Annotated in this window: 18 protein-coding genes and 2 pseudogenes; 9 read left to right on the forward strand and 11 right to left on the reverse strand. The window is 67.1% G+C overall.

All coding sequences use genetic code 11. The features are described from left to right. Positions 1-585, forward strand: a 585-nt coding sequence (locus tag AACH06_RS19025; protein WP_341427342.1) for a transposase, incomplete at its 5' end; no start/stop codon positions are given. 171 nt (positions 586-756) lie between these two features. Here the strand turns inward: AACH06_RS19025 and AACH06_RS19030 are convergent. Together AACH06_RS19030 and AACH06_RS19035 are read right to left on the reverse strand one after the other, a co-directional pair. Next, the gene (locus AACH06_RS19030) at positions 757-3,132 is read right to left on the reverse strand and encodes a hypothetical protein (RefSeq protein WP_341427343.1); all 2,376 of its coding nucleotides are present in this window, start codon (positions 3,130-3,132) and stop codon (positions 757-759) included. 39 nt (positions 3,133-3,171) lie between these two features. Further along, complete coding sequence (locus tag AACH06_RS19035) at positions 3,172-3,936, reverse strand: hypothetical protein (protein WP_341427344.1); 765 nt, start codon at positions 3,934-3,936, stop codon at positions 3,172-3,174. Positions 3,937-4,156: 220 nt separating this feature from the next. On the opposite strand from AACH06_RS19035, the gene AACH06_RS19040 reads away from it, so the two are divergent. The 4 genes and pseudogenes from AACH06_RS19040 (at position 4,157) to AACH06_RS19050 (ending at position 7,701) form a co-directional block, all read left to right on the forward strand. Next, complete coding sequence (locus tag AACH06_RS19040; protein WP_341427345.1) at positions 4,157-4,645, forward strand: VOC family protein; 489 nt, start codon at positions 4,157-4,159, stop codon at positions 4,643-4,645. Between the two features lie 336 nt (positions 4,646-4,981). Next, positions 4,982-7,030: pseudogene (locus AACH06_RS19045) on the forward strand (transporter substrate-binding domain-containing protein); the annotation flags it as partial. A gap of 65 nt (positions 7,031-7,095) precedes the next feature. Then, positions 7,096-7,182 (forward strand): annotated as a pseudogene (locus AACH06_RS30195) (hypothetical protein); the annotation flags it as partial. A 186-nt stretch (positions 7,183-7,368) separates the two neighbouring features. Beyond that, positions 7,369-7,701: a response regulator gene (locus AACH06_RS19050; RefSeq protein ID WP_341427347.1), complete on the forward strand. Its 333-nt coding sequence runs from the start codon at positions 7,369-7,371 to the stop codon at positions 7,699-7,701. Positions 7,702-7,734: 33 nt separating this feature from the next. Here AACH06_RS19050 and AACH06_RS19055 read toward each other — a convergent pair whose 3' ends face one another. The 6 genes from AACH06_RS19055 to AACH06_RS19080 form a co-directional block, all read right to left on the reverse strand. Next, positions 7,735-8,748, reverse strand: coding sequence for a LacI family DNA-binding transcriptional regulator (locus AACH06_RS19055; RefSeq protein WP_341427348.1), 1,014 nt, complete (start codon positions 8,746-8,748; stop codon positions 7,735-7,737). A gap of 73 nt (positions 8,749-8,821) precedes the next feature. Beyond that, entirely contained in the window at positions 8,822-9,904 is a 1,083-nt protein-coding gene (locus tag AACH06_RS19060) for an ABC transporter ATP-binding protein (RefSeq protein WP_341427349.1), read from the reverse strand. Between the two features lie 24 nt (positions 9,905-9,928). After that, positions 9,929-10,813, reverse strand: coding sequence for a carbohydrate ABC transporter permease (locus tag AACH06_RS19065; protein WP_341427350.1), 885 nt, complete (start codon positions 10,811-10,813; stop codon positions 9,929-9,931). Between the two features lie 23 nt (positions 10,814-10,836). Next, positions 10,837-11,739, reverse strand: a complete 903-nt coding sequence (locus AACH06_RS19070; protein WP_341427351.1) for a carbohydrate ABC transporter permease — start codon at positions 11,737-11,739, stop codon at positions 10,837-10,839. Between the two features lie 13 nt (positions 11,740-11,752). Beyond that, positions 11,753-12,988: an ABC transporter substrate-binding protein gene (locus AACH06_RS19075; protein ID WP_423222061.1), complete on the reverse strand. Its 1,236-nt coding sequence runs from the start codon at positions 12,986-12,988 to the stop codon at positions 11,753-11,755. Between the two features lie 28 nt (positions 12,989-13,016). Continuing rightward, positions 13,017-14,402, reverse strand: coding sequence for a GH1 family beta-glucosidase (locus AACH06_RS19080; protein WP_341427352.1), 1,386 nt, complete (start codon positions 14,400-14,402; stop codon positions 13,017-13,019). A gap of 456 nt (positions 14,403-14,858) precedes the next feature. Between AACH06_RS19080 and AACH06_RS19085 the strand changes: the two genes are divergently transcribed. After that, positions 14,859-18,062, forward strand: a complete 3,204-nt coding sequence (locus AACH06_RS19085; protein ID WP_341427353.1) for a glycoside hydrolase family 3 N-terminal domain-containing protein — start codon at positions 14,859-14,861, stop codon at positions 18,060-18,062. A gap of 96 nt (positions 18,063-18,158) precedes the next feature. Here the strand turns inward: AACH06_RS19085 and AACH06_RS19090 are convergent, their stop codons facing one another. Then, positions 18,159-19,769: a flavin monoamine oxidase family protein gene (locus tag AACH06_RS19090; protein WP_341427354.1), complete on the reverse strand. Its 1,611-nt coding sequence runs from the start codon at positions 19,767-19,769 to the stop codon at positions 18,159-18,161. Between the two features lie 228 nt (positions 19,770-19,997). On the opposite strand from AACH06_RS19090, the gene AACH06_RS19095 reads away from it, so the two are divergent. Continuing rightward, complete coding sequence (locus tag AACH06_RS19095; protein WP_341427355.1) at positions 19,998-21,167, forward strand: hypothetical protein; 1,170 nt, start codon at positions 19,998-20,000, stop codon at positions 21,165-21,167. On the opposite strand, the gene AACH06_RS19100 is transcribed toward AACH06_RS19095, so the two are convergent. Both AACH06_RS19100 and AACH06_RS19105 read right to left on the reverse strand, forming a co-directional pair. Beyond that, on the reverse strand, positions 21,168-22,361 hold the full coding sequence (locus AACH06_RS19100; RefSeq protein ID WP_341427356.1) for a sensor histidine kinase: 1,194 nt from the start codon (positions 22,359-22,361) through the stop codon (positions 21,168-21,170). Then, positions 22,351-22,932, reverse strand: coding sequence for a response regulator (locus AACH06_RS19105; protein ID WP_341427357.1), 582 nt, complete (start codon positions 22,930-22,932; stop codon positions 22,351-22,353). The genes AACH06_RS19100 and AACH06_RS19105 overlap by 11 nt, the downstream gene beginning before the upstream one ends. Before the next feature lie 103 nt (positions 22,933-23,035). Here AACH06_RS19105 and AACH06_RS19110 point away from each other — a divergent pair, with 103 nt between their 5' ends. Both AACH06_RS19110 and AACH06_RS19115 read left to right on the forward strand, forming a co-directional pair. Next, positions 23,036-24,301, forward strand: a complete 1,266-nt coding sequence (locus AACH06_RS19110; RefSeq protein ID WP_341427358.1) for an efflux RND transporter periplasmic adaptor subunit — start codon at positions 23,036-23,038, stop codon at positions 24,299-24,301. Continuing rightward, on the forward strand, positions 24,298-24,984 hold the full coding sequence (locus AACH06_RS19115; protein ID WP_341427359.1) for an ABC transporter ATP-binding protein: 687 nt from the start codon (positions 24,298-24,300) through the stop codon (positions 24,982-24,984). Before AACH06_RS19110 ends, AACH06_RS19115 begins: the two co-directional genes overlap by 4 nt. Positions 24,985-24,988: the final 4 nt, after the last annotated feature.

The raw sequence follows: 24,988 nt of genomic DNA on the forward strand, positions 1-24,988 counted from the left end.
TGGGGCATCGACTACATCATCGGCCTGCAGAAGAACTCCACGCTGGAGTGGTTCTCGGCCGTGCCCGCGCAGGCCTTGGCCGAGCAGTACGACGCGGCCGGTACCAAGCAGCGCCTGATTGGCGAGTTCCAGTACGCCACGCGCAACTGGGACCGCGAGCGACGCGTGATCGCCCGCCTGGAGCATGGGCCTCACGGCCCCAACCCGCGCTTCGTGGTCACCAGCCTGGACGGTGATGCCGCCGATCTTTACGAGCGGCTGTACTGTGCGCGTGGCGAGGCCGAGAACCGCATCAAGGAAGCGCAGCTGGACCTGTTCGGCCGACGTGCCAGCTGCCGCTTGTTCGACGCCAACCAGTTGCGGTTGTTGCTGGCGGCACTGGCCTACACGCTGATGATCAACCTGCGGCGCCTGGCGCTTGGTGGCACGGAGCTGGAGCGCGCCTGCACGGCCACCATCCGTACCAAGCTGCTGAAGATCGGCGCGGCGGTGCTGCGCAACACCCGACGAGTGCGGCTGCTGCTGGCATCGCAGCACCCACTCAAGCACGTGTTCGTCACGGCCGCCCGCGCGCTCGCCCCATAGCCCGCCGCGAGTGCTACTCCGGCACGCTGACAAACAACGGGGGTAAGGGGGTACTGCGCCCGCAATCGCCCAAACGTGCCTTCGCGCGACGCCATCGCCTTCATCCAGGTCGCCAAGCCCCTTCACCTCCCCGCCGTCTACTCGTCCGAGCAGACTCGTGAAAGATCCAGGCTAGTACCAGTAAGGCGTCTGAGCCGCCCAGGGGCTGCTCTTGTACCGGCCGTGCAGCAGCTGAAAGGCCGCCTTCGACGCCTTGCTCGCGTCCGCATCGCGGCAGCCGCCTCGGGTGGACTGCACCACCACGTACAGCAGACGAGGCACTTCCGGATCGGCCGGATGGACCTGGGCCCAGGCCAGGACGTGGTCCGAAACAAAGCCCGTCGCGGTCTTGAGGCGAGACAGCACCGCCATCTCGCGATCACGGGCCGCCGGATGGGTGCTCACATCGGGCAGCGGTGGCGTCTGCTCGGCCAGCCGGGCGTCGATGTCCCAGCTGTCGATGCGGTTGTTGGCCACACTGCACCACATGTCGGCCAGGGCTTCGTCATCGCTTCGGGGCTCGGCACTGGCGCCGGACCATGGCGTACGGCTGTCACCGATCCAACGCACCAGCGGCGACAGGCGCAACGACAGGGCGCTCAACACCAGCGAATGGCGGCGGGCCGCACGCCCCTTGGCGGCGCGGTAGGCGCGCACGGACGGCCCGAGCGCCGGAGCCAACTGCGCCGCCAGCGCTGCGGCCGACATGGCCTGCTCATCGGCTTCGACCACATCGGCGCGGAACCAGGCCGAGACCGCGATCTGCGCGCGGAACGCGCGGGGCAGCCGCTCGTCCTGGGCCAACGCCAGCAAGTCCGTCGTAGCCAGCCGGGTGTTGATCCACGCGATGCCGTCGCTCGCAGGGCGGCCGGTACCGGTCGCACCGTTTGAACGTCCAGCCTCGCCGGTGTCGGCCACCCGCCATCCGCCCGTGCGGCGCATCAAGTGATCCACCGCATCCTTCAGCGACGTGGCCAAGGCAAAGCGCTCCTGCTTGAACAGGTTCTCGGCACTGAGCGAGCCCACCTTCTGACGCCGCAGTTCGCCCAACGCGCCGTCGGCGAACTCGCGAGCGCGATCCGATCGGCCGGCCAACCGGTACAGCCGGGTCAACTGATAGCGCACGCTCAGGTACTCGGGTGCATTCGGAGCGACGGCCAGCGCCGCCTGTTCCAGGTCGGCATCCAGCTGGTCGGTCAACACCAGCGACGCGAACAACCAGGCCCGAGCTCGGCCTGCGGCGTCGGCGGCCTTCTCGTGGCCCCATCGCTGCCACAGCGCGCGGGCGCGCGGCGCCTCGCGGCCACAGGCGGCGGTGCGCTCAGGCGTGAGCCCCGCCAGGCCGCAACGCTGCATCGTGCGGATCCAGTCGTAGTGATCGTGGCGCTTTCGCAAGGTGTCTTCCAGCGCATCGATGTCGTCGGTGCGGACTTCCTCCAGCAACAGGTTGGCCACTCGGCGCCAATCGCCCAGGCGGTCGTCGACGTAGGGATCGGCTTGAGGGTCCGCCAGAGCCGCGGTCAATTCGGCCCAGCGACGCCGCGGGGTGAGTCGGAACTGCAGCGTCCGCGCCGTGGCGCGGGTGGCCTCGTGCACCGGTTCGAGGGTGGGATCGGCCAGGATGCGCTGAACCTGCGCCAGCAGCGGTGCCGCAGCGGACTCCTGATCCGTGCTGCCCAAAGGCGTGTCGGCGAGGGTGGCTTGGCGCAGCTGGGCCCGCAACGCCAGGTAGGCCCCCCAGACGCGCATAGGGTGGTCAGGCGTCTTGCCGATGGCGGCGAAGCGCCGAGCCGCCTCGGCCAGATGGGCCTTGTAGAAGTGGGCCGCAGCGATCTGGTACTCGCGCAACTGGCGCCAATAAGCAGGCTCGCTGCCGGGCAACTCACCGGGCAGGGTGGGTGTGGCGCCCCGCTCGGAGTTTTTGGCCCGCTCGGGGTCGTGGTTGCAGAACCCGAACACCGCATCCTGGGCGCCCACCCAGGCCGACAGGCGCTGGGGGCTCGCGTCGCTGCGCTGGGCGGCCTTTTTCAGCGTTTCGGCGGCGAATCCGAAGGCGGCAGAGGGGCAATTGACATAGCTCGCGAAGTCCGAGCTGAAGGCGATGCGGTCGGCGGCCGTGGGTTCGGCCTTGCGCGGCGCCAACGACTGGCTGACCTTGAGCCAGTACGCGACCGGATCGCCTTCATCGTCGACCGGTGTCCAGCCTTGCGCAAAGGCACCGGCGGCCTGCTGCAGCGCGCCTGGGGTGTGAGGCACCTTGGCGTAGCCTTCAGCGCCCAGCACGATCGCCCGCCACGCGGTGTAGAGGTAGATGCGCTCGAAGCCGGGCAGGACGACGCCCAACTGCCCTGCCTCATAGGCATCGACGTCATGGCCCGGCTGCGAGCGGACGACGTATTCGTCATAGGGCCCGGGATCGCCACTGGCGTGCGCGGCGACCATGGCGCAGACCATGGCCATCCCCACGATGGCAGAGCGGGCCCAAGAGGCCCATGGGCGGTGTGTCATGGATGGCTCCCTCACCGGTTCGTGTGTTGTTGTGCTCGATCAACGCCATCGCCGATCGTCGAACCAGTACGTGCGAGCATAACGCGACACCGTGGTGACATCAACAGGCTCTTGCATCGAAAACCCGGCGGCGCCCTGCCGGCACTGACGGTGCAACCGATGGGGCGCCTCGACCAGCAGCCGCCTCATTTCTGCCGAATCAGCCCCCATGCGGAAGAACATCGGGACGACCTCATCGGCCGGCAGATCGTCCAGCCAATCGGGCGAGCGGCACCACCATGCCAAAGCGGTGATGCTCAGACGCACCTCCGGGGGCAACACGGCGCGCAACTGGCGCAACACAGCCAGGTAGAAGGCCCGCTGAGAAGGCCGCGCCTCCAGATCGAGCTGCACCCAGCCAGAGCTGCTTCTCTCGGCCGCACGTCGCACCGCCTCGACGATCACCCGGTGCTGCCGCTCGCCCAGCTGCGGCGGTTGCGCCAGGCTCAGCTCGACATGCACGACAGGCGTCACCCTCGCCTGCGGGCCCAGCGCCGGCGCCTGCGGGCGCGGCCGCACGAGAACCTCTGAGCCGCGCAGCAACACATGCTGCACCACGACCGCCGCATGCGCGCGCGACCAATCGGGCACCCCTGGCCCGTCCCACAGCCACGCCACTCGCTCGGGCGCAGAAGGTGGCGGCAGCGAGTGACTGACGCCGGGCCAGGCGCCGAAACAAGCGGCGATCCAGGCCGGGAGCCAGAGGCGAGCGCAGGCCTGCCACCGAAGGCGGCCAAGAGCCCGACGCAGGAAGTGACGAAGCATGACCGCAGCGTAACGTGTCGGACTCAGACCCGGCCGCGCGCAGCGCGTTGAAGATCATCGGCGGGCCCTGGGCGCGATGCCCGCACGGTGTCGATTTGGCCGTCCGCGCTTCGTCGTGCTCAGCGGCGTGGCGTTGCGGCTCGCGCCGGCGCCGGGCTCGCGCTGCCCACCCTACCGACCCGACCGACCCCAGCTATCGCTCAACTCGAGAGGAGCCACCATGGCCTTGCAGAAGATCACCCCGTTCCTTTGGTACGCCGCCGAGGCCGAAGAGGCCGCCCGCTTCTATGCGGGCATCTTCCCGGGCTCTCGGGTGACGCGGCTCACCACCCTGCCCGCCGATTCACCCAGCGGGCCGCCCGGCTCGGTGAAGGTCGTCGAATTCGAGCTGTTCGGCCAGGCCTTCACGGCCATGAGTGCGGGGCCGCTGGACCCCTTCAACCACGCGATCTCCTTCGTCGTCAGTTGTGACACTCAGGAGGAAATCGATCGCTACTGGCACGCGCTGCTCGAGGGTGGCCAGGCGGAGCAATGCGGCTGGCTGAAGGACCGCTACGGCGTGAGCTGGCAGATCGTTCCCGCGCAATGGGCCGCGATGGTGTCCCACCCGGACACGGTCAAGGTTCGCCGCGCCTGCGAAGCGATGCTGAAGATGGTCAAGCTCGACATCGAGGCGCTGCAGGCCGCCTTCGACGGACGAGCCGATTGACAGATTGGGATGAAGGATCCGGGGCCTGGGCATCGGCGCCACACCCGCAGCCATCACGATTGCGCCTTGGAAACGAATCGCTACACTCGGCCGGAGTGGTTCAGCAGGCGGTAACGCCAGTTGTTCGTCCCCTGGTTGTAGCTCGCGAGGGCATGGGTGGCAGCAGCAAGACTGGTCTGGCTACTGTGGTGGTCGGTATGGTGGCCGTTCGGCGCGACATGGGCCGTGGAGGCCGCACCGCGCGCCGCATCCGCGGCAGAGTTCGCCGGCAGGCTTGACCTGTCTCCGGCCGAAAAAGAGTTTGTCCGCAGCCAGCCGACGCTGCGCATCCTGGTCGTGGATCGGCCGCCGTTCGAATATTTTCGAGACGGCCAGGCGAGCGGCTTCACCGTCGAGTTCCTGCAGTTGCTGCTGCACAAAGTGGGCCTCACCCGCTTCACTTATGTTCCCAGTTCGTTCGCACAAGGGCTGGACATGTTGGGCGATGGCCGGCTGGACATCGTGCCGGACATCGCCCGCACGGCCGAGCGCGAGCAGCAGATGCTGTTCACCGAGCCCTACCGCTACGCGACCAAGTCGATCGTGGCGCGCCTGGGCGCCAGCTACCCGGACATCTCCTCGCTCGACGGCAAGCGCATCGCGGTCGAGACGCGCAACATCGCCGACAAGATCATCCAAGACAGCGGCATCAAGGCCAGGCGGATCAGTTGCGAGACCGTGGTCGATTGCCTCCGGCGCGTCTCCAATGGTGAGGCCGATGCCTACATCGAAACCACGCCGGTGGTGGAGTACCGCATGGCCGCGCACCCCATGGGGAACCTGGCGGTCGTGGGGTCGATCGACAACGCGCAGACGCCGTCGCGATTCGCGGTGCGAAAGGACGCGGCGATGCTCGCGAGCCTGCTCAACCGGGCCATCGCCAACACCCCGATCCAGGAACGCGCGGCCTTGGCGGAGCGCTGGATGTCCAGGAGCGCAGCCGATCTGCTGTTTGGCCGCGCACTGGGCCGCATCGCCCTGAGCAACGCCGAGCAAGATCACCTGGCCAGGCTGCGCCGGTTGAAGGTGTGCAGCGCCCCCTCGGGCGCACCGCTGAGCGAAGTCACCCGCGAAGGCGAGCATGTGGGCATCGCGCCCGACGTCGTCACGCGCTTGGCGCAGACCATGGATGTCGAGCTCGAATTCGTGCCGACACGCAGCTGGAGCGACACGCTCGACGCCGCGCGGGAACGGCGCTGCGACCTGATCTCTTTCGCGCAAGAGACGCCCGAACGCCGCGCCTTCCTCGACTTCACCAGTGCCTATGCCGACTTTCCGGTGGTGGTGGTCACCCGCAGCAGCCAACCGTATTTCACCGACATCGGCCAGCACCTGCACCAGCGCTTCGGCGTCACCCGCGCCTTTGGCGTGGCACCGTCACTGCAGGCGCGGCTGCCGGGCATCAACCTGACCGAATACGACGATGCGGCCGAGGGCCTGCGCCAGGTGCAGCAGGGCCAGATCTTCGGCTTCATCGGCACGTTGCCCATCGTCAACCGGCATCTGCTGATCGAGGGCATGACCGACCTGCGGGTCGCATCGCAGTTGAGTGAGCGCTTGTCTATGCAGGTGGCGGTGCGCAACGACGATCCGTACCTGCAAAGCCTCTTCCAGCGCGCCATCCATGCGCTTCCACCGGAAAAGCGCCAGTCGATCATCCAGCATTGGACGTCGGTGCGCTACGAGAAGGCCCTGGACACCGCGCTGCTGGCCAAATCGGTGGGTGGGGTGGCGGCCGGTGCGGCCCTGTTGTTGCTGGCTGTGCTGGCCTGGAACCGCCACCTGACCCGCCGCAACCTGGAACTCGATGGCAAGGTGGCGGCCCGCACGCAAGAGCTGCAGCAGGCCACTCAGCTGGCCGAGGCGGCTTCCCGCGCGAAGGCAGCCTTTCTCGCCAATATGAGCCACGAGATCCGAACGCCGCTGAACGCCATCATGGGCCTGTCGCATCTGGTGCGCACCGGGGGCCTCACGCCCGAACAAGACCGCCGCATGGCGCAGCTTGAAGGTGCCAGCGCCCACCTGATGGAAACCATCGGCGCGATCCTCGATCTGTCCAAGATCGAATCGGGCAAGTTCACGCTACAGGAAGAGCCGGTGAACATCGAGGCGGTGGTCGACAACGTGATCGCCATCGTGGAGTGCGACGCGCAAGCCAAAGGGCTGCAGTTGCGCAGGGTGGTCGGCGCCTCGACGGGCAGCCATTGGGGCGACCGCACGCGCCTGCAACAGGCGCTGCTGAACTACGTGGCCAACGCGATCAAGTTCACCCAGGCCGGCGACATCGAAGTGCGGGCCGAACTGGAACAAGAGACCGAGCTCGAAGCGCATTGGCGCTTCTCGGTGATCGACTCGGGCATATTGGCATCGCCCCAGACCTGCTGCCGCGGCTGTTCTCACCCTTCGAGCAGTTGGAGAACGGCGCCGCCCGGCGCTACGGTGGCACGGGCCTGGGTCTGTCGATCACCCGGCATTTCGCGATGCTCATGGGCGGCGAGGCCGGTGTGGACAGCACACCCGGCCAGGGCAGCACCTTCTGGTTCACCGTTCGCCTGCGCAGGAGCCCCGCCCCGGCGGCTGACCGGCCCCCCACCGCGGGCCACCGCTCTGCGGGCGCGCCAGCCACCGCTTGGGCCGCAGGCGCGGTGGCCGGTGCGCGGGTGCTGCTGGTGGACGACGATGCGGTGAACCGAGAGATTGGGGCCGCCACACTCGCGCAAGCGGGCATCACGGTGGACTGTGCCTCACACGGTGCCGAAGCGGTGTCCATGGCCGAGCAGGCGGACTACGCCCTCATCCTCATGGATGTACACATGCCCGGCATGGACGGGCTCGAGGCCACCCGGCGCATCCGCCGCCTGCCTCGCGGCGCGGACGTGCCCATCATTGCCGTCACCGCCAGCGCGTTCGCCGAAGACGAACGGCGCTGCCTGCAAGCGGGGATGAACGACTTCATCGGCAAACCGGCGCCGCCATCACAGATGCAGGCGCTGCTGCAGCGCTGGCTGGGGCATTGACGACGCCCCCCACGCTCGGCGGTGTTCGGTGGCTCAGGGTTCGGTGCGCCGGACGATCGAGTCCCTCAGCACCATGCGGGGCTCGAATTCCCGCGAAACGGGCAGGCCCAGGCCGTAGCAGTCGTTGAGCAACATGCGGCAGGCGTTCAATCCCATCTCGTCGATCGGAATGTGCACACTGGTCAGCCGCGGCGACAGGAAGGCCGCGACGTCCGTGTCGTCGTAGCCCACCACCGACACCTCGTGCGGCACCGCGACGCCGCGGTGGCGCAGGCAACTGATGGCGCCCATCGCCATCTGGTCGTTGGCGCTGAACAGCGCGGTGAAGCGGTGCCCGGCGTGTTGCAGGCGCTCGATCGCCTCCCAGCCGCTCTGGGCGGCGAAATCGCCCTCTTCGACCGGCACCTTCTTCGGGTCAACTCCCGCGGCTTCGAGCGCATCGAAGAACCCTTGCAGACGCTGCCGGTTGTCACTGGCACTGGCCGGGCCGGAAACCACCGCGAAATAGCGATGCCCGTGATCGAGCAGCGTCGTCGCTGCCAGCCGGCCGGCCACCCGGTGATCCACCGTGAAGCACTCGCTGCGCATGCCCTTGACGTCGCGGTTCACGGCCGCGAGGTGGGTGAAGCTGTCGCGCAGTTGCTGGAAATCGGAGTCTTTCAGCGCGGTGCTCGAGACGATGATCCCGTCGCAATCGCGGCTGATCAGGAAACGCACACCGTCGAGGGCCTGCTGGCGGCGGTCGTCATGCCCGCAGCCGTTGGCCACCACCATGTGGCGGTCGTACTGGCGCAGTTCGGTGTCGATGGCGTGCAGCAGCGGGCCGTAGTACGGGCCCTTGAAATCGGGGACGAAGACACCGATGGTGCCGGTGCTGCGCAGTGACAAGGCGCGTGCGATCGCGCTCGGTCGAAAGCCCAGTTGCTTGACCGCCTCTGCGACACGCTCAGCCGCATCCTTCGAGAAAGACCCTTTGCCGCTGATCACGCGAGACGCGGTGCCTACGCCCACGCCCGCCAGCCGCGCCACATCCTTGATGGTCGCCATCGTTACCGCCAGCCGATCTGGATACCCGGTCGGTCCGGGTTTGCTGGCGGCGATGATAAGAGGGCTGGGGCCCTCAGAGGCGCTGTTCGGTCCGTGCGTCGAACACGCACGCGCGCGCCAGATCCATCGCCACACCGACCCGATCGCCCACGGCCGGCGGCTCGGCGCTGGTGACGATGGCCGACAGACGCTGGCCCTGCATGTCCACCCAGACGACAAAGTGCGACCCCATCGGCTCAACCAGCGTCACCTCGGCAGGCGGGTGCATTTCGCCGGCTGGCAGCAGGCTGATGTGCTCCGGACGAACGCCCAACACCGCTTCGGCCTGGGCCGGTGGTGCGGCGCTGAACACGTCGCGCGGCAAGGTCACGTCGAGCACCCCAGCGCGGAAAACCGCGGCGCTGCCTTCAGCAATCGTCAGCTGCCCGTGAACAAAGTTGATGCTCGGCGAGCCCAGGAAACCCGCCACGAACATGTTCGCCGGCCTGGCGTAGACCTCGCCAGGCGCGCCGATCTGCTGAATGCGGCCGCCGCGCATCACGGCCACGCGGCTGGCCAGCGTCATCGCCTCGACCTGGTCGTGGGTGACGTAGATCATCGTGGCGCCCAGCTCGCGGTGCAGCTGCTTCAGCTCGCGGCGCAACTCCGTGCGCAGCTTCGCGTCGAGGTTGCTGAGGGGCTCGTCGAACAGGAACACCTCGGCCTGACGCACCAGCGCCCGGCCGATCGCCACGCGCTGGCGCTGCCCCCCCGAGAGCTGCGAGGGCTTGCGGCTCAGCAACGGGTCGAGCTGCAGCATCTTCGAAGCGCGCTGAACGCGCTGCGCGATCTCCTGCTTGGGCAGACCCGCCACGCGCAGGCCGAAGCTCATGTTGCGCTCGACGTTCATCGTCGGGTAAAGCGCATACGACTGGAACACCATGCCGATCGAGCGATCTTTCGGGTCGGCCCAGGTCACGTCCTTGCCACCGATGTGGATGCTGCCGGCGTCCACGTCGATGAGGCCCGCGATGCTGTGGAGCAGCGTGCTTTTGCCGCAGCCCGAGGGCCCGAGCAGCACCAGAAACTCGCCTTCGTGAACGCTCAGGTCGAGCTGCTCGAGGATGTTGACGGCGCCCATGCGCACGCCGAGCTGTTGAATGGATACGCTTGACATAGAGCTATCGATTTCGAGAGGCGCTCAGCCCTTGACGGCGCCGGCAGCGATGCCGCGCACGAACCAGCGGCCCGAGACAAGGTAGATCACCAGCGGCACCATCGAGGTCAGCAGCGTGGCCGCCATGTTGACGTTGTAGAGCCGCTCGCCGGTGGTGGTGTTGATGACGTTGTTCAGTTGCACCGTCATCGGCAGGTGGTCGCGGCCGGCGAAAGTGAGACCGAGGATGAAGTCGTTCCAGATGCCGGTGACCTGCATGATCACCGCCACCACGATGATCGGCAGGCTCATCGGCAGCATCAGTTGCACGAAGATGCGCCAGAAGCCGCCCCCATCGATGCGGGCTGCCATGAACAGCTCACGGGGCACGGTGCTGTAGTAGTTGCGGAACAGCAGCGTCATCACCGGCATGCCGAAGATGGTGTGGATCAGCACGATGCCGGGCAGCGTGCCGAACAACGACATCGACGCAAACGCCCTCACCAGCGGAAACATCAGCACCTGGTAGGGCACGAACGCGCCGATGAGCAGCGCCAGGAACAAGGCATTGCTGCCTCTGGGGCGCCAGAACGACAGCGCGTAGCCATTGAGCGCCCCGATGAGGATCGACACCATCGTGCTGGGCAGCACGATGGCGACCGAGTTCCAGAAACCACCCTGGATGCCTTCGCACTGCAAGCCTGTGCAAGCCTGAGACCACGCCTGCGCCCAGGGCTCGAGCGTCATCTTCATCGGCAAGCCGAAGAGATGGCCGAGGCGGATCTCCTCCATAGGCTTCACGGACGTGACCAGCATCACGTACAGCGGCAGCAGGAAGAAGGCGGCCGCGGTGATGAGGAAGAAGTAGATGCCGATGCGCGCCGGCCGGAGCATGGCGCGGGGTCGACGGTTGGAGGCAGCAGCAGGCATGGCCGAAGTTTGAATCACCGCGCTCATCCGTGCGCCCTTTCCGCCCCGGCGGCGCGATGTCGCGCATACAACCAGGGCGCCACCAGGGCGAGCACCGTGATCAGCAGCACCGTCGAGGCGGCCGAGGCGAGACCGATGTTGGCTCGGCCGAAAAGGTTGTCCATGATGAACTTGGCGGGCACCTCACTGGCCAGGCCCGGGCCGCCCTGGGTCATCGCGACGACCACGTCGAACACCTTGATCACACCGACCGACAGCAGCACCACCGCGGTACCGATCGAGGGGCCCAGCATCGGCAGCACGATCGAGAGGTACACCCGCCACGGGGGGATGCCGTCGATGCGCGCAGCCTTCCAGAGGCTGTCGTCGATGCCGCGCAGGCCTGCCAGCAACAGCGCCATCACCAGGCCCGAGCCCTGCCACACGGCGGCCAGGGCGATGGCGTACATCACCGCGTCCTGCTGCACGATCCAGTCGAGCGTGAAGCCCTCAAAGCCCAGGCTGCGGACCGCAGACTGGATGCCCAGCTCGGGGTTCAGCATCCATTGCCAGACCAGCCCCGTGGCCACGAACGAAACGGCGTAGGGGTAGAGGAAGACTGTGCGCAGCACCGCCTCGCCCTTGACCTTCTGGTCGATGAAGACTGCCAGTGCAAAGCCGAGCACCATGCAGCCGACGATGAACAGCACACCGAACAGCGCCATGTTCTGCAACGACAACGTCCACCGTTCGTTGTCGAACAGCTTGGCGTATTGCATCAGGCCGACATAGTTGTCCACCGGCAGCGTGCGAGAGCTGGTGAACGAGACCTTCACCGACCAGGCCATGGTGCCGATGTAGGCCAGCAGCACCGTGGCCGCCATCGGCAGCAGCGCCGTGTAGGCCGCGACATAGCGGAGCCCCCGGCTTCGGGAGATAGACGACATCACGCCCCCGGCATCAGCCCTTGATCGCGGCAGCCATCGCCTTGGCCGCATCGTCGACGCTCTGGTTGGTGTTCCAGAACTTGGTGATGATGTCCTGCAGCGCGCCGGCCACGTCCGGCGTGACCAGCATTTCCGAGTTGGGCAGGTGGCGCGACGAATCCTTCATGACCTGCAGGCCGATCTGGGCACAGGCGTCCATGCCCTTCGCATCGACGTCGGTGCGGATCGGGATCGAACCCTTCTTGTTGTTGAACGCCACCTGGGTGGCCGGCGTGGTGAAGGTGCTGGCCAAGAGGTGCTGCGCCTTGATCTGCGCCGGATCAGACGTCTTGGGGAACACGAAGACATCGCCCGCGATGATGTAGGGCGACTTCGGACCAAAGCCCGGGAAGCAGCCGTACTCCTTGCCCGCCGTCTGCTTGGCGTTCTGGAACTCACCCTTGGCCCAGTCGCCCATCAACTGCATGCCGGCCTTGCCGTTGATGACCAACGAGGTGGCGTCGTTCCAATTGCGGCCCGGTGATCCCGCGTCCACGTAGCCCTTGAGGCGCTTGAACGAGGTCAGGATGGCCTTGAACGCCGGGCTCTGGGCGGTGGCGGCGTCGCGGTCGCGGTAGAACTTGAGGTACAGCTCGCTGCCACCGGCGTGCGCCAGCCAGCCGTCGAACAGCAGCTTTTCTTGCCAGGGCTGTCCACCTTGGGCCAGCGGCACCAGGCCGGCGGCCTTGAGCTTGTCCAGCGCGGCGAAGAACTCGTCCGGCGTCTTAGGCTCGGCCGCGATGCCCGCCTTGGTGAAGGCCGCCTTCGAGTACCAGAACCACGCGCCCATGTGGATGTTCACCGGCACTGCGTAGTAGTGGCCCTTGATCTTGATGGCATTCAGGATCGGAGCGGGGAACATCTTGTCCCAGCCATCCTTCACCGCCACTTCGTCGACGTTGTTGAGCAACCCGGCATCGATGATGTCCAGGAACTGCTTGGAGGTGTTGAACTGCGCCGCGGTCGACGGCGTGCCACCGACGATGCGGTTGATCGCCGCAGCGCGCGCCGCCTCGCCACCCGCGATGGCGCTGTCGACCCACACGCCGCCCGCGGCCTTGTAGGCGTTCGCGAGTTCCTTGACGGCGGCCGATTCGCCGCCCGACGTCCACCAGTGGATCACCTCGGCCTTGGTCTGGGCCTGGGCCATCGCGGCGCCGCTCGCGAGTAAGGCGGCCAGGGCGATGCGGGTGATGGTGTGCTTCATCATGTAGTTGTCTCCTGCAGGTGCGGGTGGGTCAGGCGCCAGCTTGGGCGCGCTGCTGAAAGAATGCCTTGAGCGCCAGGGCGCTGTCCTTGGGGGTGCGTTGCTGGGTGGCGTAGTCGACATGGACGATGCCGAATCGCTTCTCGTAGCCGTAGGCCCACTCGAAGTTGTCCAGCAGCGACCAAGCGAAGTAGCCGCGCACATCGACGCCTCGATCGATGGCCTGCTGAATGGCCGCGAAGTGCCGGCCCAGGTAGCGCATGCGCTGCTCGTCGTGCACGCGTCCCCCGTCGACGTGGTCATCGCTGGCCATGCCGTTTTCGGTGATGTAGACCGGCGGCAGATTCGGGTAGCGTTGGTGGAACTCGATGAGCAGGTCGCGCAGGCTGTCGGGGTGGACCTCCCAGCCCATCTGGGTGCGCTCGACGCCGGGCTGCTGGTGCACCACGTAGCCACGGTCTCCGTCGCTGGCCACCACGGCCCGGAAGTAGTAGTTGATGCCGATGAAATCGAGCGGCGCCGAGATCACTTCCATGTCGCCGGCCCGTGCGGGCACCACCGCGTCGGGCCAGAGGGCCTGCAACTCGGCGGGATAGCGGCCGAGGAACAGGGCATCGAGCACCCAGTGGTTGTTGCTGGCATGGGCACGCCGCGCGGCACGCTGGTCTTCTTCGCGCTCGCTCGCCGCGGTGACACCGTTGACATTGGCCACCAGGCCGACGGGCGCTTTGTCGTTGGCGCGCAGGGCGGGCACTGCGAGGCCGTGGCCGAGCAAGAGGTGGTGCATCGCCTCCACTGCGTAGCGGGGGTCGCGCAGGCCGGGGGCATGCCGGCCCTCGGCGTGGCCCACATAGGCCGAGACCCAGGGCTCGTTCAGGGTCATCCAGCCCTTCACCCGACCCGACAGCGCATGCGCGATCTGGCCCGCATAGTCGGCAAAGCGGCGGGCTGTGTCGCGGTTCAACCAGCCGCCCCGGTCTTGCAGGTGCTGGGGCAAGTCCCAGTGGTAGAGCGTGGCGTAGGCGTCGATGCCGCGCTGGTCCAGCGCATCCAGCAAGCGGTGATAGAAGTCGACGCCCTTGGGGTTGAGACGGTGGTTGTCGTCGATGACCCGGGGCCAGGCGATCGAGAACCGATAGGCGCCAAAGCCGAGTTCGGCCATCAACGCCACGTCGGCGTCATAGCGGTGGTAGTGGTCGCACGCCGGATCGCCCGTGTCGCCCCGTGCCACCCGGCCCGGCGTGGCGCAGAAGGTGTCCCAGATGGACGGCACACGCCCGTCGGCCTGCGTGGCCCCTTCGATCTGGAAGGCCGCGGTCGCGGCACCGAACAAGAAATCACGCCGCCACAACGCCGAGCCGGCCGGTGGCAGCACAAGCGCAGCCTGCTCAGGCCGCAAAGTGGAATCGGTGGTCATGAAAGCGCTTTCAGGTTCCCGCATTCTCGTTGCCACAGGGCGGGTGCGAATCGGCAACAACCCGGCACCGGGGCCGTTCTGGGCACCCGTTGCACCGCCTCTGTTCGGAGGAACGCGCGCCCACCCGCGCCGACCGCATCGCGACAGGCGAGCGGACGATCACGGCCAGCGGTGACGGCAGGGGGAGCGGCGTAAGGGATCTCAGCACAATGGAACCGATTCCAACCGTTGGATATTTTGACCCTCTCAAAAGATGAACGAAACGGTAAGAACCCGAGTGTTTGTTCATTTTTCGTTAATACAAGTACGACACTCCGGGCAAAACAAGTGCCCATATTCATCAGTAATTAACCTACTGGAAAGAAAGCGATAAGGTCTCCTACAGTGCGCGGCCGCGAGTCTGGAATCGGTTCCAGATTCGCGCCCATTCAAAAAACTTGGCGAGGAGACTGTGAGATGACAAGGTGGTTCACCTTAGGAGCCGCCGGCTTGGCGCTGGCGCTCTACGGTTGCGGTGGCGGCGGTGGCGACGACAAGAAGCCGCTCGATGACTGGCCCCACGTGACCAGCGCGATCGCGCCCGACAGCACCCAGGAAGCGCAGATCAAGGAGATCGTCGCGAAGATGTCGCTGGCCCAGAAAGTGGGCCAGATGACCCAGCCCAACATCGCCAGCATCACGCCGGATGAGGTGCGGCAGTACTACATCGGCTCGGTGCTCAACGGCGGCGGGGCCTGGCCCGGCAACAAGAAGACGGCCACCGTCGGCGAGTGGCTCGCGCTGGCCGACGCCTACTGGCAGGCCTCGATGGACACCGACATGGCGGTGAAGATCCCGGTGATCTGGGGCACCGACGCCGTCCACGGCCACGGCAACGTTTACGGCACCACCCTTTTCCCGCACAACATCGGCCTGGGCGCGGCGAACGACCCCGAGCTGATCGAACGCATCGGCACGGCCGTGGCGAAGCAGGTGTCCACCACCGGCATCGACTGGACCTTCGCGCCCACGCTGGCGGTGGTGCGCGACGACCGCTGGGGCCGCACTTATGAAGGATTCTCCGAGCACCCGGACATCGTGAAGGCCTACGGCGGCCGTTTCGTGACCGGGCTGCAGGGCAAGTTCGCCGCCTCGGGCCGGCCCACCGTGGTAGCCACCGCCAAGCACTTCATGGGCGACGGCGGCACCGACCAGGGCCGCAACGCAGGCGAGACCAAGGCCACCTTGGCGGAGATGATCAACATCCACGGCGCGGGCTACTACTCGTCCCTCGAGGCGGGCGCGCAGACCGTGATGGCCTCGTTCAACAGCTGGACCTTCCAAGGCAACACCAAGGATGGCCAGCCGCTGGACTTCAACAACGCCAAGATGCACGGCAACAGCTACATGCTGACCGACGTGCTGAAGAAAAAGATCGGCTTCGACGGCCTGGTGGTCTCCGACTGGAACGGCATCGGTCAGGTGCAATACCAGGACGCCAGCGGCAACACCAAGAGCTGTACCAACGCCTCGTGCCCGCCCGCCATCAACGCCGGCATCGACCTGGTGATGGTGCCGGACGAGTGGAAAGCCTTCATCGCCAACACCATCGCGCAGGTCGAAGCGGGCGACATCCCCATGTCCCGCATCGACGACGCCGTCACCCGCATCCTGCGGGTGAAGATGCGCGCCGGGCTGTTCAAGCTCGACGGGGGTGCCGCCGTGTCGGTCAAGCCGTCCATGCGCCCGGGCGCGGGTGACCCGAGCGCCCTGCTCCACCGCGACCTGGCCCGCGAAGCGGTGCGCAAATCGCTCGTGCTGCTGAAGAACGATGGCGGCGTGCTGCCGCTCAAGCGCGGCGAAAAGATCCTGGTGTTGGGCCGCAGTGCCGACAGCATGTCGAACCAGACGGGCGGATGGTCGCTCACCTGGCAGGGCACCTCGAACACCAATGCCGACTTCCCCTACGGCGACACGGTGCTGGCCGGCATTCGCGACGCCGCCGGTGCCGCCAACGTCACCTACGCGCTGGATGCCACGGGCCTGACGCTGACCGACTACAAGGCGATCATCGCCGTCATCGGCGAAACACCCTATGCCGAAGACGCCGGTGACATCGGCCGGACCGGCACGCTGGAACTGGCGCGCCGCTTCCCGGCCGACCTGGCGATGCTCGACGCGGTCGCCGGCCAAGGCGTGCCGGTCGTCACCGTGCTGCTCAATGGACGCCCGCTGTGGGTGAACAAGGAGCTGAACCGCAGCGACGCTTTCGTGGCAGCCTGGCTGCCGGGCACGGAAGGCAAGGGCGTGGCGGATGTGCTGTTCCGCAAGGCCGACGGTTCGGTGAATGTCGACTTCACCGGCAAGCTCTCGTTCTCGTGGCCCAAGTCAGCCTGCCAGACAGCCGTCAACAAGGGCGACACCAACTACGACCCGCTGTTCGCCTACGGCTATGGGCTGAGCTACGCCAAGCCGGGCAGCGACGTCGGCCACACGCTGGACGAGACGACGCCCGAGCTGGGTTGCGGCCAGAGCGGCAACACGGGCCCGGCCGCCAGCGAACCGCTGGAGGTGTTCAACCAGGTGCAGAGCGCCACCTTCCCGCTGTTCATCGGCTCATCGCCGAACTGGTCGATCCCGGTGGGTGATGACCTGAACGCCAAGCTCAGCACCGATGACGCCACGCTGACGCTGGAAACCACCCAGATCAACACCCAGCAGGATGCGAAGAAGGCCACCTGGACGGGCCTGGCCGAGATCAAGGCGATGGCTGCGGACCCCGGCTCGCCGGGCACGCGCCACCCGCAAGACTTGATGGGCTACGTGCACCCGGATGCCAAGGCCGTGCTCGCGTTCGACGTGGTGGTGCACCAGGCGGCGGCGGGCAACGTGAAGATCCGCATCGACTGCGGCTACCCGTGCCGCGGTGAACTCGATGGCACCACGGTGCTGAACGGCTTGGCGCTGAACACCAAGTCGACGGTCAAGATCCCGCTGTCGTGCTTCGCGAATGCGGGCGCCGATTTCAGCGCGATCGACACCGCCTTCCTGGTGCAAACCGACAAGGCCTTCTCGGCCAGCTTTGCCCGCATCCGCTGGCTGGTGGATGCCACCGGCGATGCCGACACCCGCACCTGCGAAGAGTTCGTGCCGCCCGCGCCACCGACCATCGACCCGCTGCCGGGCCCGAGCGCGACGCTGCTTGGCCCCAACGGCTTCTACGGCGATCTGGCGATCGACTCCTGGTCGAGCAACGGCACGCACGTGGGCTGGACGGTGACCGCTGGCGTGCTCGACGCCACGTTCGCGGCGGATGGTGGCAACGGCACCTTCAACTTCAAGGGCAGCCCGATGAACCTCAGCAACTACGCGAACGGCAAGCTGCAGTTCGACGTGGCGGTGAGCACCTACGGCGCCAACACCCAGGGCCTGGCGATCAAGATGGAAAGCCCGGGAGATGGCTGCCGCAACGTCGACTACGTCCTGCCCGACGCGGTGAAGCCCCCGGCCGACGGCGAGTTCCACACCATCACGCTGAACATCGCCGACGTGGCCGGCGCCAAGAACGCCGACTGCTTCACCCTCGACAACATCGTCGTGCCCTTCGGCATCTTCCCCGTCTGGGACGACCAGCAAGGGGTGGCGTTCCAGGTGAAAAACGTCCAGCTGAAAGTGAACTGACGGCGCATCGGGCCGACGACATGTCGGCCCGCGTCCGCCCCTGGTGAACGCCAGGGGCGGCAGAAGGCCACGACGCAGCTCAGGCCACCGTGCAGGTCACGCGATGTTCGTGAGGCCCCCTTCGGCGTCCGGCAGCACGCCACCGCGCTCGCCGGGGAAGGGAATGGTGCGCAACGCCATCTCGGCGCTGTTCAACGAGCCCTCGATGAAGCCCTGGTAGTCGGAGTAGGCCTCGCCGACGATGTGCACGTTGCGGGCGCCGCTGCCGAAATCAAAGGCCTTGAAGGCCTCCATCACCTTCCACGAGCGAACGCCCGGCTGCCAGCCGTGGTTGGCCGCGCCGTACGGCGCCCGAGCCCAATCGCGGATGCCGTAGGTGATGATCGACTGGCGCACATGCGCCGCCGCTTCTTCCAGGCTCATGTGCTCGAACATGCGCCGCGCCTGATCCGTGAGGTTGATGATCGGATCCCCCGCGGCCGCATCCGCCTCGGCCTGAGCCGCGGTCGCCTCCAGCGCCCGCTTCACATCGCGGGCGATGAACAGCGCAAACGCATCCACGATGCGCGCGTTCTGATCGACCTCGGCGCGGTCATGCCGCTGGGTGTCCGTCACGTAATGGCGCCAGAACTCGGTCGATGGCCGGTCCATGTACAGCAGCACCATGCCGTGGCCATCGCGGTCGTCTTCGCGCGGGCGTCGGAAGTAGTGCACCTCGCGTGTCGGCATGCAGTGGGCATGCTGCTGCGGCGGCTGATCGTAGTCCCACCACGGCGCGTTGCTCACCAGGAACACCTTCAGCATCGGAAAGCCGTTGACGCTGTCGAGCTGCTCTTCGATGTGCCGGGGCAGGCACGACGCGAGCTTCACCAGCGGCAGGCGAGGCAATGCGAGGACAAGGCGCTCGGCCCGCAGCTGGGTCACGCCACTTTGCGTGCGCACGTCGAGCAGCAGCGTGGTGCTGCCCAAGCCCACCGGCCGGAAGCCCAACAAGGTGTGGCCGCCGGCCAGTGTCACGTTCGGGTGGCGACGCAGGCCGGAAAGCATCTCCTCCGTCAGGCGTGCGGAGCCCCCTTCGATGCTGGCGAGCTCGCGGCCCACCGTCTTCAGCGCCCGCAGCCACCAGATGATCCACTCGATCGCGTTGAGGTTCTCCGGGATCATGTGATAGAAGGTGCCGGTGTCGCGCAGCTTCACCAGCGCCCGGTGGCTCAGGATGCCTTGCGCCGACAGCGCGTTCCAGAACCCCATGGCCCACAGCGGCTGGCCGTGCAACTGCGCATGCTTGCGCAAGCGCATGTAGTCGTCCTCGGTCAGGCTGTCGATCCAGGCTTGGTCGTCCTGCGCCCGGCCCATGATCAGCATGATCCCGCGCTGCAGCAGCTGCAGCGAGTTCAGCCCCTGCTCTTCCGGCGGCAGCTCTTCATCCGGCGCCACCGTCGCGTCGGCGCTGGGCCCCGAGAACGGCACCAGGCCCACCCCCAGCTCGGCGCACAGCGACGCGAACCGCGGCTGCAGCGTCGGCTCGAACCGCATCGGCCCCATTTCGGCGATGAAGCCATCGAGATCTTCCGTTTCGATGCGCCCACCCCAGCGATCGGACGCCGCTTCGAGGATTAACACCCGGTGCCCGGCGTCCGCCAGCCGCCGCGCGCAATAGAGGCCGGCAATACCGCCGCCGGCGATGACGATGTCTTGTTCGGTCATGGCGCGGATTGTCGGACTTCACCTCGCGACGAGAAAGGCATTCGGCCGCGACATTCTCTTCAGATGCGGGCGGGGAGTCTGCGGGGAGGTGAGATCGCCTGCTCCTGGAATCGCCTTCGCCGACAAAAGCGCGTCGCGTGTGAGCGAAAGAAACAGGGCGGTTTTGTGAAAGCGATGTCAGCGCAGGGTCGATATCCTGGGCCAATGCTCCCCTTGGCTCGCTGAAGAATGAACACCTGTCTCCTGAAGCTGATGATCGCGCTGGCGTGCCTTGCGGCCGTTCGCGCGCACGCAGGCAACACCGTGACGGTCAACCCCGACCAGACCATTTCGATCAACGGAACACCGTTCTTTCCAATCAGTGTCTATCTTCAATCCCACTGGGCTGGCGCCAAAGAACTTGGCGCCAATGTTGCCTCGCGCCCGTTTTGCGTGAACACGGATGCCATCCGAAAGGCAGAGCGCAAGCGCCTATACCTGCACTACACGGCAGGGCCCGGATGTGACGAAGAGAACGCTGAAGCCATCAGGCGTCGGCAGTCCCGCGCGTTCACTGCAAGTATCGAAGACGCCCGCGACTCCGATTTCATCTTGGGGTACGGCCTGCCCGACGAGCCTGTTTCAGCCAATGACCTGACCACTTCAGACACCGAGTGGGCCTACGGCATCTTCAAATCTGCAGATCCCGCACATCCCGTGTTCCTGACCGAGTACGCCAGCGACATCAGCGCCTACAGGGATTCAGCGGATATCTTCCTGAATGACGAGTACCCGTTCAACAACGACCCGGATCCTCTGTACGACGTCAAGTCGAAACTCTTGCGAATGAAGGCCCAGGTTTCTCCCAAACCGGTGTGGCTCATCATTCAGACTGGCAGCCAATTCGGCATGCCCACCAACCGACAGATCAGGGCAGAGACATACCTCTCGATCGCACTGGGTTCGACCGGGCTCATTTTCTACTCCTACGATGTCGAGGACGCCGGGGGTGTACACAACATCATGAAAGACGGAGACCGTCGATTCATGACCGACCTCGTATCGGAGTTGAAGGACTTCTCACCAGTGTTCCTGGGCCGTCGGAATCCAGGCCTGGTGTACCAATCGGCCCACATCGATGCCATTCTCCGGGACCACGATCCGAGCACGTATCTCATCGCCGTCAACAAGAGCGCCAAGCCCCAGCGCATCTCGTTCAGCCTTCCAGGCTTCGGCCATGCACTCGCCACGATCGTGGGAAATCCAGATGCAGGCAGTTCGAGAGCCGGACAACAGCTTTCCCTCGATTCAGCAGGTAACCTGTTGGATACGCTGCAAGGCTTGGAAGCGGTGGTTTACGAGATTGATCGAACCCATTCGTTCGGCGGCAGTGCTCTGCAGGCGCCATTGGCGCATTGATCAAAAGCTCATCACGAACGCCGCGCCGCCTTCGAGGGGGCGCACATGTCGCACCCGACCGCCCATGCCGTGCACCAGTTGGCGCACCACCGTCAGGCCGATGCCCTGGCCGCCTTCGCGGGCACTGAAGAAGGGCAGGAAGATCTCGCGCTCCATGCCCGGTGGCACGCCGGGGCCGTTGTCGCGCACGCTGATCTGCAGTCGCCCACCACGCCCCTGGCGGGCCTGCACCCACAGACGTGGCTGCGGCAGATCGGCGGTGGCCTGCTCGGCGTTGGTGAACAGCGCCAGCAGCGCCTGCTCAAGCTGGCCTTCATCGGCCTGCAGCCGCAGCCCTGGCGAACCCAACTCGAAGCTGGCCTCGCCCCCGCGCGCTCGCCATGCGGGGCCGACAGCCTGGTCCAGCCGCGCGAACAGCGCCTGCAAGTCCACGGGCGCCATCACCGGCTCGGGCCAACGGCTCACCTGCCGGTAGGTGGTGACAAAGTTCGACAGGCTCTCAGCGCGCAACGCGATGGCGTTCAGGGCGGTGCGCAGCTCGGCCTCGGTGCCCGGCTCGTCGAGCAGCGTCGCGGCCGTCTGGCTCAGGCTCTTGATGGGCGTGAGCGAGTTCATGATCTCGTGGGTCAGCACTTGCACGAGCTGGCGCCAAGCCAGGAGGGACTCTGTCTCCAGCTCGTGCTCCAGCGGCACCAGGGCCAGCAGCACCTGTTCACGTCCGTCCAGCGCCAGGGGCTGGCGGCGCAGTTGCCAACGCTCGTTGCCGCGCTCCGAGTCGAGCACCACCGGCCCGCTTTCGGTGGTGCGCCGAAGCAGCGCATGCAAGGCGACCTTGTCCCGTACGCCGCCCGGCGCTTCCAGGCGCCGGGCGCGGCTGGTCAGCGGCTGAAGGGCCTCTGAGCCCAGCGCCCAGGCCGCCACCGGCAAGTGTTCGAGCTGCGCTTGCAGGCGGGCCACGTGAAGGCGATCGGGCGCAGGAGCGGCCTCGCTCAACTCGGCCGACCCGGCCGACCCAGCTACGAGGGTCGCAACGGCTGGCCGACGCGCCAGGGGCCAGGCCACCGCCACGCCGCACACCGCCAGCACCACCACCGCCACCCAGGCACGTGCCGAGCCCGCGGCGGTGGCTGCGGTGGCCCCTGCACCGGCCCACAGCAGCGCGGCAGCGAGAAGCCGGGTCCGTTCAAAGGCCATGCTTGTCGAGGCGGCGGTACAGCGCCGCGCGCGACAGGCCGAGCATCCGCGCCGCGGCGCTCAGGTTGCCCTGCGCCTCGGCCACCGCCGCCAGCACGGCGGCCCGCTCTTGCGCGACGAGCGACCGCGGCGCGTCGGTGCCTGCCACGGGCGCACTCGCCGCGTCGCCCGGTGCCTGCCCACGCTGCGCGGCCGCCTGCAGCGCCTCGTGGCAGGTGGCGATCAGCTTGACGTTGTCCCAGGGCTTGGTGATGAAGTCGAAGGCGCCCCGCTTGAGGGCCTGCACCGCGAGGTCGATGTCGGCGTAGGCGGTCATCACCACCACCACCGGTGGCTGCGGCCGAAGCAGCACTTCGGCCAACAGGCGAAGCCCCTGGGCGCCATCGGTCCGCCCCGGGCCAAAGTTCAGGTCGAGCAGCAGCAGTGGCGGACGGTGCTGATCGAGTGCGGCCGGCAGCTCGGCAGGCCGCCGCAGGCAGGTGACCGGGGCCACGCGGCGCTGCAACAGCAGTTGCGCCGCCAGGCCCACATCAGGGTCGTCGTCGAGCAGGAGGATGGATGCGTCGGGCACAGCCCGAATCTTCGCAGCAACGCTCACCCGCGCACATCAGGGTGTTCGGAAGCGGACAGGGGGCTGTTCACCGCCAAGGCGAGGCCCGAAGCTGCGACCCTCGATGAACCCGACCGCCCTGCCCCCGTCACCATCGCCCGCCAAGCATTTCAGCGGCGCGGCCATGGACCGCGCGCTGCAGCCCGCCCGGCCCCGCCTGCCGTGGCTGGTGGCGGCGGGCGCGGGGCTGGCGGCCCTGTTGGCGGTGCTGATGTGGTGGCGGCCGCATCAACTGCAGACCTTGACGACCCCCCAGTTGGCCGCGGTGCGGCAAGGCGTGTTCCGCGACGAACTGGCGCTGCGCGGCCGCATCGAACCATTGCGCTCCGTGCAACTGGATGCGCCAGAAGCGGGCCGTGTCGAGGCCGTGCTGGCGCACGACGGCGAACAGGTGAAAGAGGGCACGCCGCTGTATCGCCTGCACAGCCCCGAACAAGAGCAATTGCTGATGCAACGAGGCGCCGAAGTCGCCCAGCAGATGGCCAACGTGTCGGTCCAACGCAGTGCGCAGGCCGCCAGCCTGGCGCAGAACCGGCGCGAACTGGCCCAACTGCTCGCCGCCCAGCAGCAAGCCGAGGCCGACTACCAGCGACAGGCTCAGTTGGCCGATGCCGGTTTCGTCTCTGCGGCGGCGCTCGAGCAGGCCGAGCGCCAGAAGCGACTGGCTGCCCAGTTGGTGAGCCAGGCCGAGCGCGACCAGCGCGCCGAAGCCGAGACGCGTCAACAATCACTCGACGAGATGGCGCGCGCCGTACAAGGCTTGCAGCGCGGTCTGGACCTGCTGGCCCGTTCCCGTGACCGGCTGCTGCAAACGGCACCGATCTCGGGCCAGTTGAGCGGCTTTCAGTTGCAGCTGGGCGCCAGCGTGAAGCCCGGTGATCGGCTGGGCCGCATCGATGACCCGGCCGGCGGTGTGCAATTGGTGGCGGACGTCGACGAGTTCTACCTGCCCCGATTGCGGCCCGGCCTGTCCGCGACCACACCCCACGGCGATCTGACGCTGGCGCAGACGCTGCCGCAAGTGCAAGGCGGCAAGGTGCGCGTGCTGCTGCGCTGGGACGAGGCCGGCCACGCGAGGCAGTTGCACGCCGGCCAGGCCGTCGATCTGCGGCTTCAACTCGACCGCCCCACCCCTGCGCTGTTGCTGCCCGACGGCCCCGGCGTGCAGACCACGCTCTACGTTCGCCAGGGCCGAGAGCTGCTGCGCCGCCAGGTGCAACTGGGCCGCCGCGCGGCCGGCCAGGTGGAAGTGATTGCCGGCCTGCAGGCCGGCGATGAGGTGCTGATTTCCCAACCCCCATCAGAAGCCGAACGCTTCGCGTTGCCATGATCGAACTGAAGCAACTCACCAAGCGGCACCGCGCCGGAGACATCGAGACCACCGCGCTGGACGCGGTCGACCTGGTGGTCGAGGCGGGCGAGTATGTGGCCATCACCGGGCCTTCGGGCTGCGGCAAGTCGACGCTGCTGGGCCTGCTGGGCCTGCTCGATCGCCCCACCAGCGGGCACTATCGGCTGCAAGGCGAAGACGTCACCTACAAGAGCCCGCGCGAGCTCGCCGCCATCCGCCGCGGCCGCATCGGATTCGTCTTCCAAAGCTTCAACCTCATCGACGAACTGAGCGTGCGCGACAACGTGAAGCTCGCCTTGCGCTATGGCCCGCTGGCCGAGAAGGCCCAGCGCGCCCGTGTCGACGAGGTGTTGGAGCGGCTGGGTCTGTCACACCGGGCCGGCCACCACCCGAGCCAACTCAGCGGAGGACAGCAGCAGCGCGTCGCCATCGCGCGAGCCATCGCGGCGCGCCCCGCGCTGCTGCTGGCCGACGAGCCCACCGGCAACCTCGACAGTGCCCACGGCCTGGAAGTGATGAACCTGCTGCGCGAGCTGAACGCCGAGGGCACGACGCTCGTGATGGTGACGCACAGTGCCGAGCACGCAGCGCTCGCCTCGCGCAGCGTTCGCCTGCTGGATGGCCGCGTGCTGGTGGATGCCTGCGCGGAGCTGGCGGCATGAACGC

The sequence above is a fragment of the Ideonella lacteola genome (genome assembly GCF_038066555.1).
Taxonomy (GTDB): domain Bacteria; phylum Pseudomonadota; class Gammaproteobacteria; order Burkholderiales; family Burkholderiaceae_C; genus Ideonella; species Ideonella lacteola.

Bases quoted from the DNA above. Each gene is read 5' to 3' on its own strand.
- AACH06_RS19030 (WP_341427343.1), bottom strand. From the start codon at position 3,132: ATGACACACCGCCCATGGGCCTCTTGGGCCCGCTCTGCCATCGTGGGG.
- AACH06_RS19035 (WP_341427344.1), bottom strand. From the start codon at position 3,936: ATGCTTCGTCACTTCCTGCGTCGGGCTCTTGGCCGCCTTCGGTGGCAG.
- AACH06_RS19040 (WP_341427345.1), top strand. From the start codon at position 4,157: ATGGCCTTGCAGAAGATCACCCCGTTCCTTTGGTACGCCGCCGAGGCC.
- AACH06_RS19055 (WP_341427348.1), bottom strand. From the start codon at position 8,748: ATGGCGACCATCAAGGATGTGGCGCGGCTGGCGGGCGTGGGCGTAGGC.
- AACH06_RS19060 (WP_341427349.1), bottom strand. From the start codon at position 9,904: ATGTCAAGCGTATCCATTCAACAGCTCGGCGTGCGCATGGGCGCCGTC.
- AACH06_RS19065 (WP_341427350.1), bottom strand. From the start codon at position 10,813: ATGCCTGCTGCTGCCTCCAACCGTCGACCCCGCGCCATGCTCCGGCCG.
- AACH06_RS19070 (WP_341427351.1), bottom strand. From the start codon at position 11,739: ATGTCGTCTATCTCCCGAAGCCGGGGGCTCCGCTATGTCGCGGCCTAC.
- AACH06_RS19075 (WP_423222061.1), bottom strand. From the start codon at position 12,988: ATGATGAAGCACACCATCACCCGCATCGCCCTGGCCGCCTTACTCGCG.
- AACH06_RS19080 (WP_341427352.1), bottom strand. From the start codon at position 14,402: ATGACCACCGATTCCACTTTGCGGCCTGAGCAGGCTGCGCTTGTGCTG.
- AACH06_RS19085 (WP_341427353.1), top strand. From the start codon at position 14,859: ATGACAAGGTGGTTCACCTTAGGAGCCGCCGGCTTGGCGCTGGCGCTC.
- AACH06_RS19090 (WP_341427354.1), bottom strand. From the start codon at position 19,769: ATGACCGAACAAGACATCGTCATCGCCGGCGGCGGTATTGCCGGCCTC.
- AACH06_RS19095 (WP_341427355.1), top strand. From the start codon at position 19,998: ATGAACACCTGTCTCCTGAAGCTGATGATCGCGCTGGCGTGCCTTGCG.
- AACH06_RS19100 (WP_341427356.1), bottom strand. From the start codon at position 22,361: ATGGCCTTTGAACGGACCCGGCTTCTCGCTGCCGCGCTGCTGTGGGCC.
- AACH06_RS19110 (WP_341427358.1), top strand. From the start codon at position 23,036: ATGAACCCGACCGCCCTGCCCCCGTCACCATCGCCCGCCAAGCATTTC.
- AACH06_RS19115 (WP_341427359.1), top strand. From the start codon at position 24,298: ATGATCGAACTGAAGCAACTCACCAAGCGGCACCGCGCCGGAGACATC.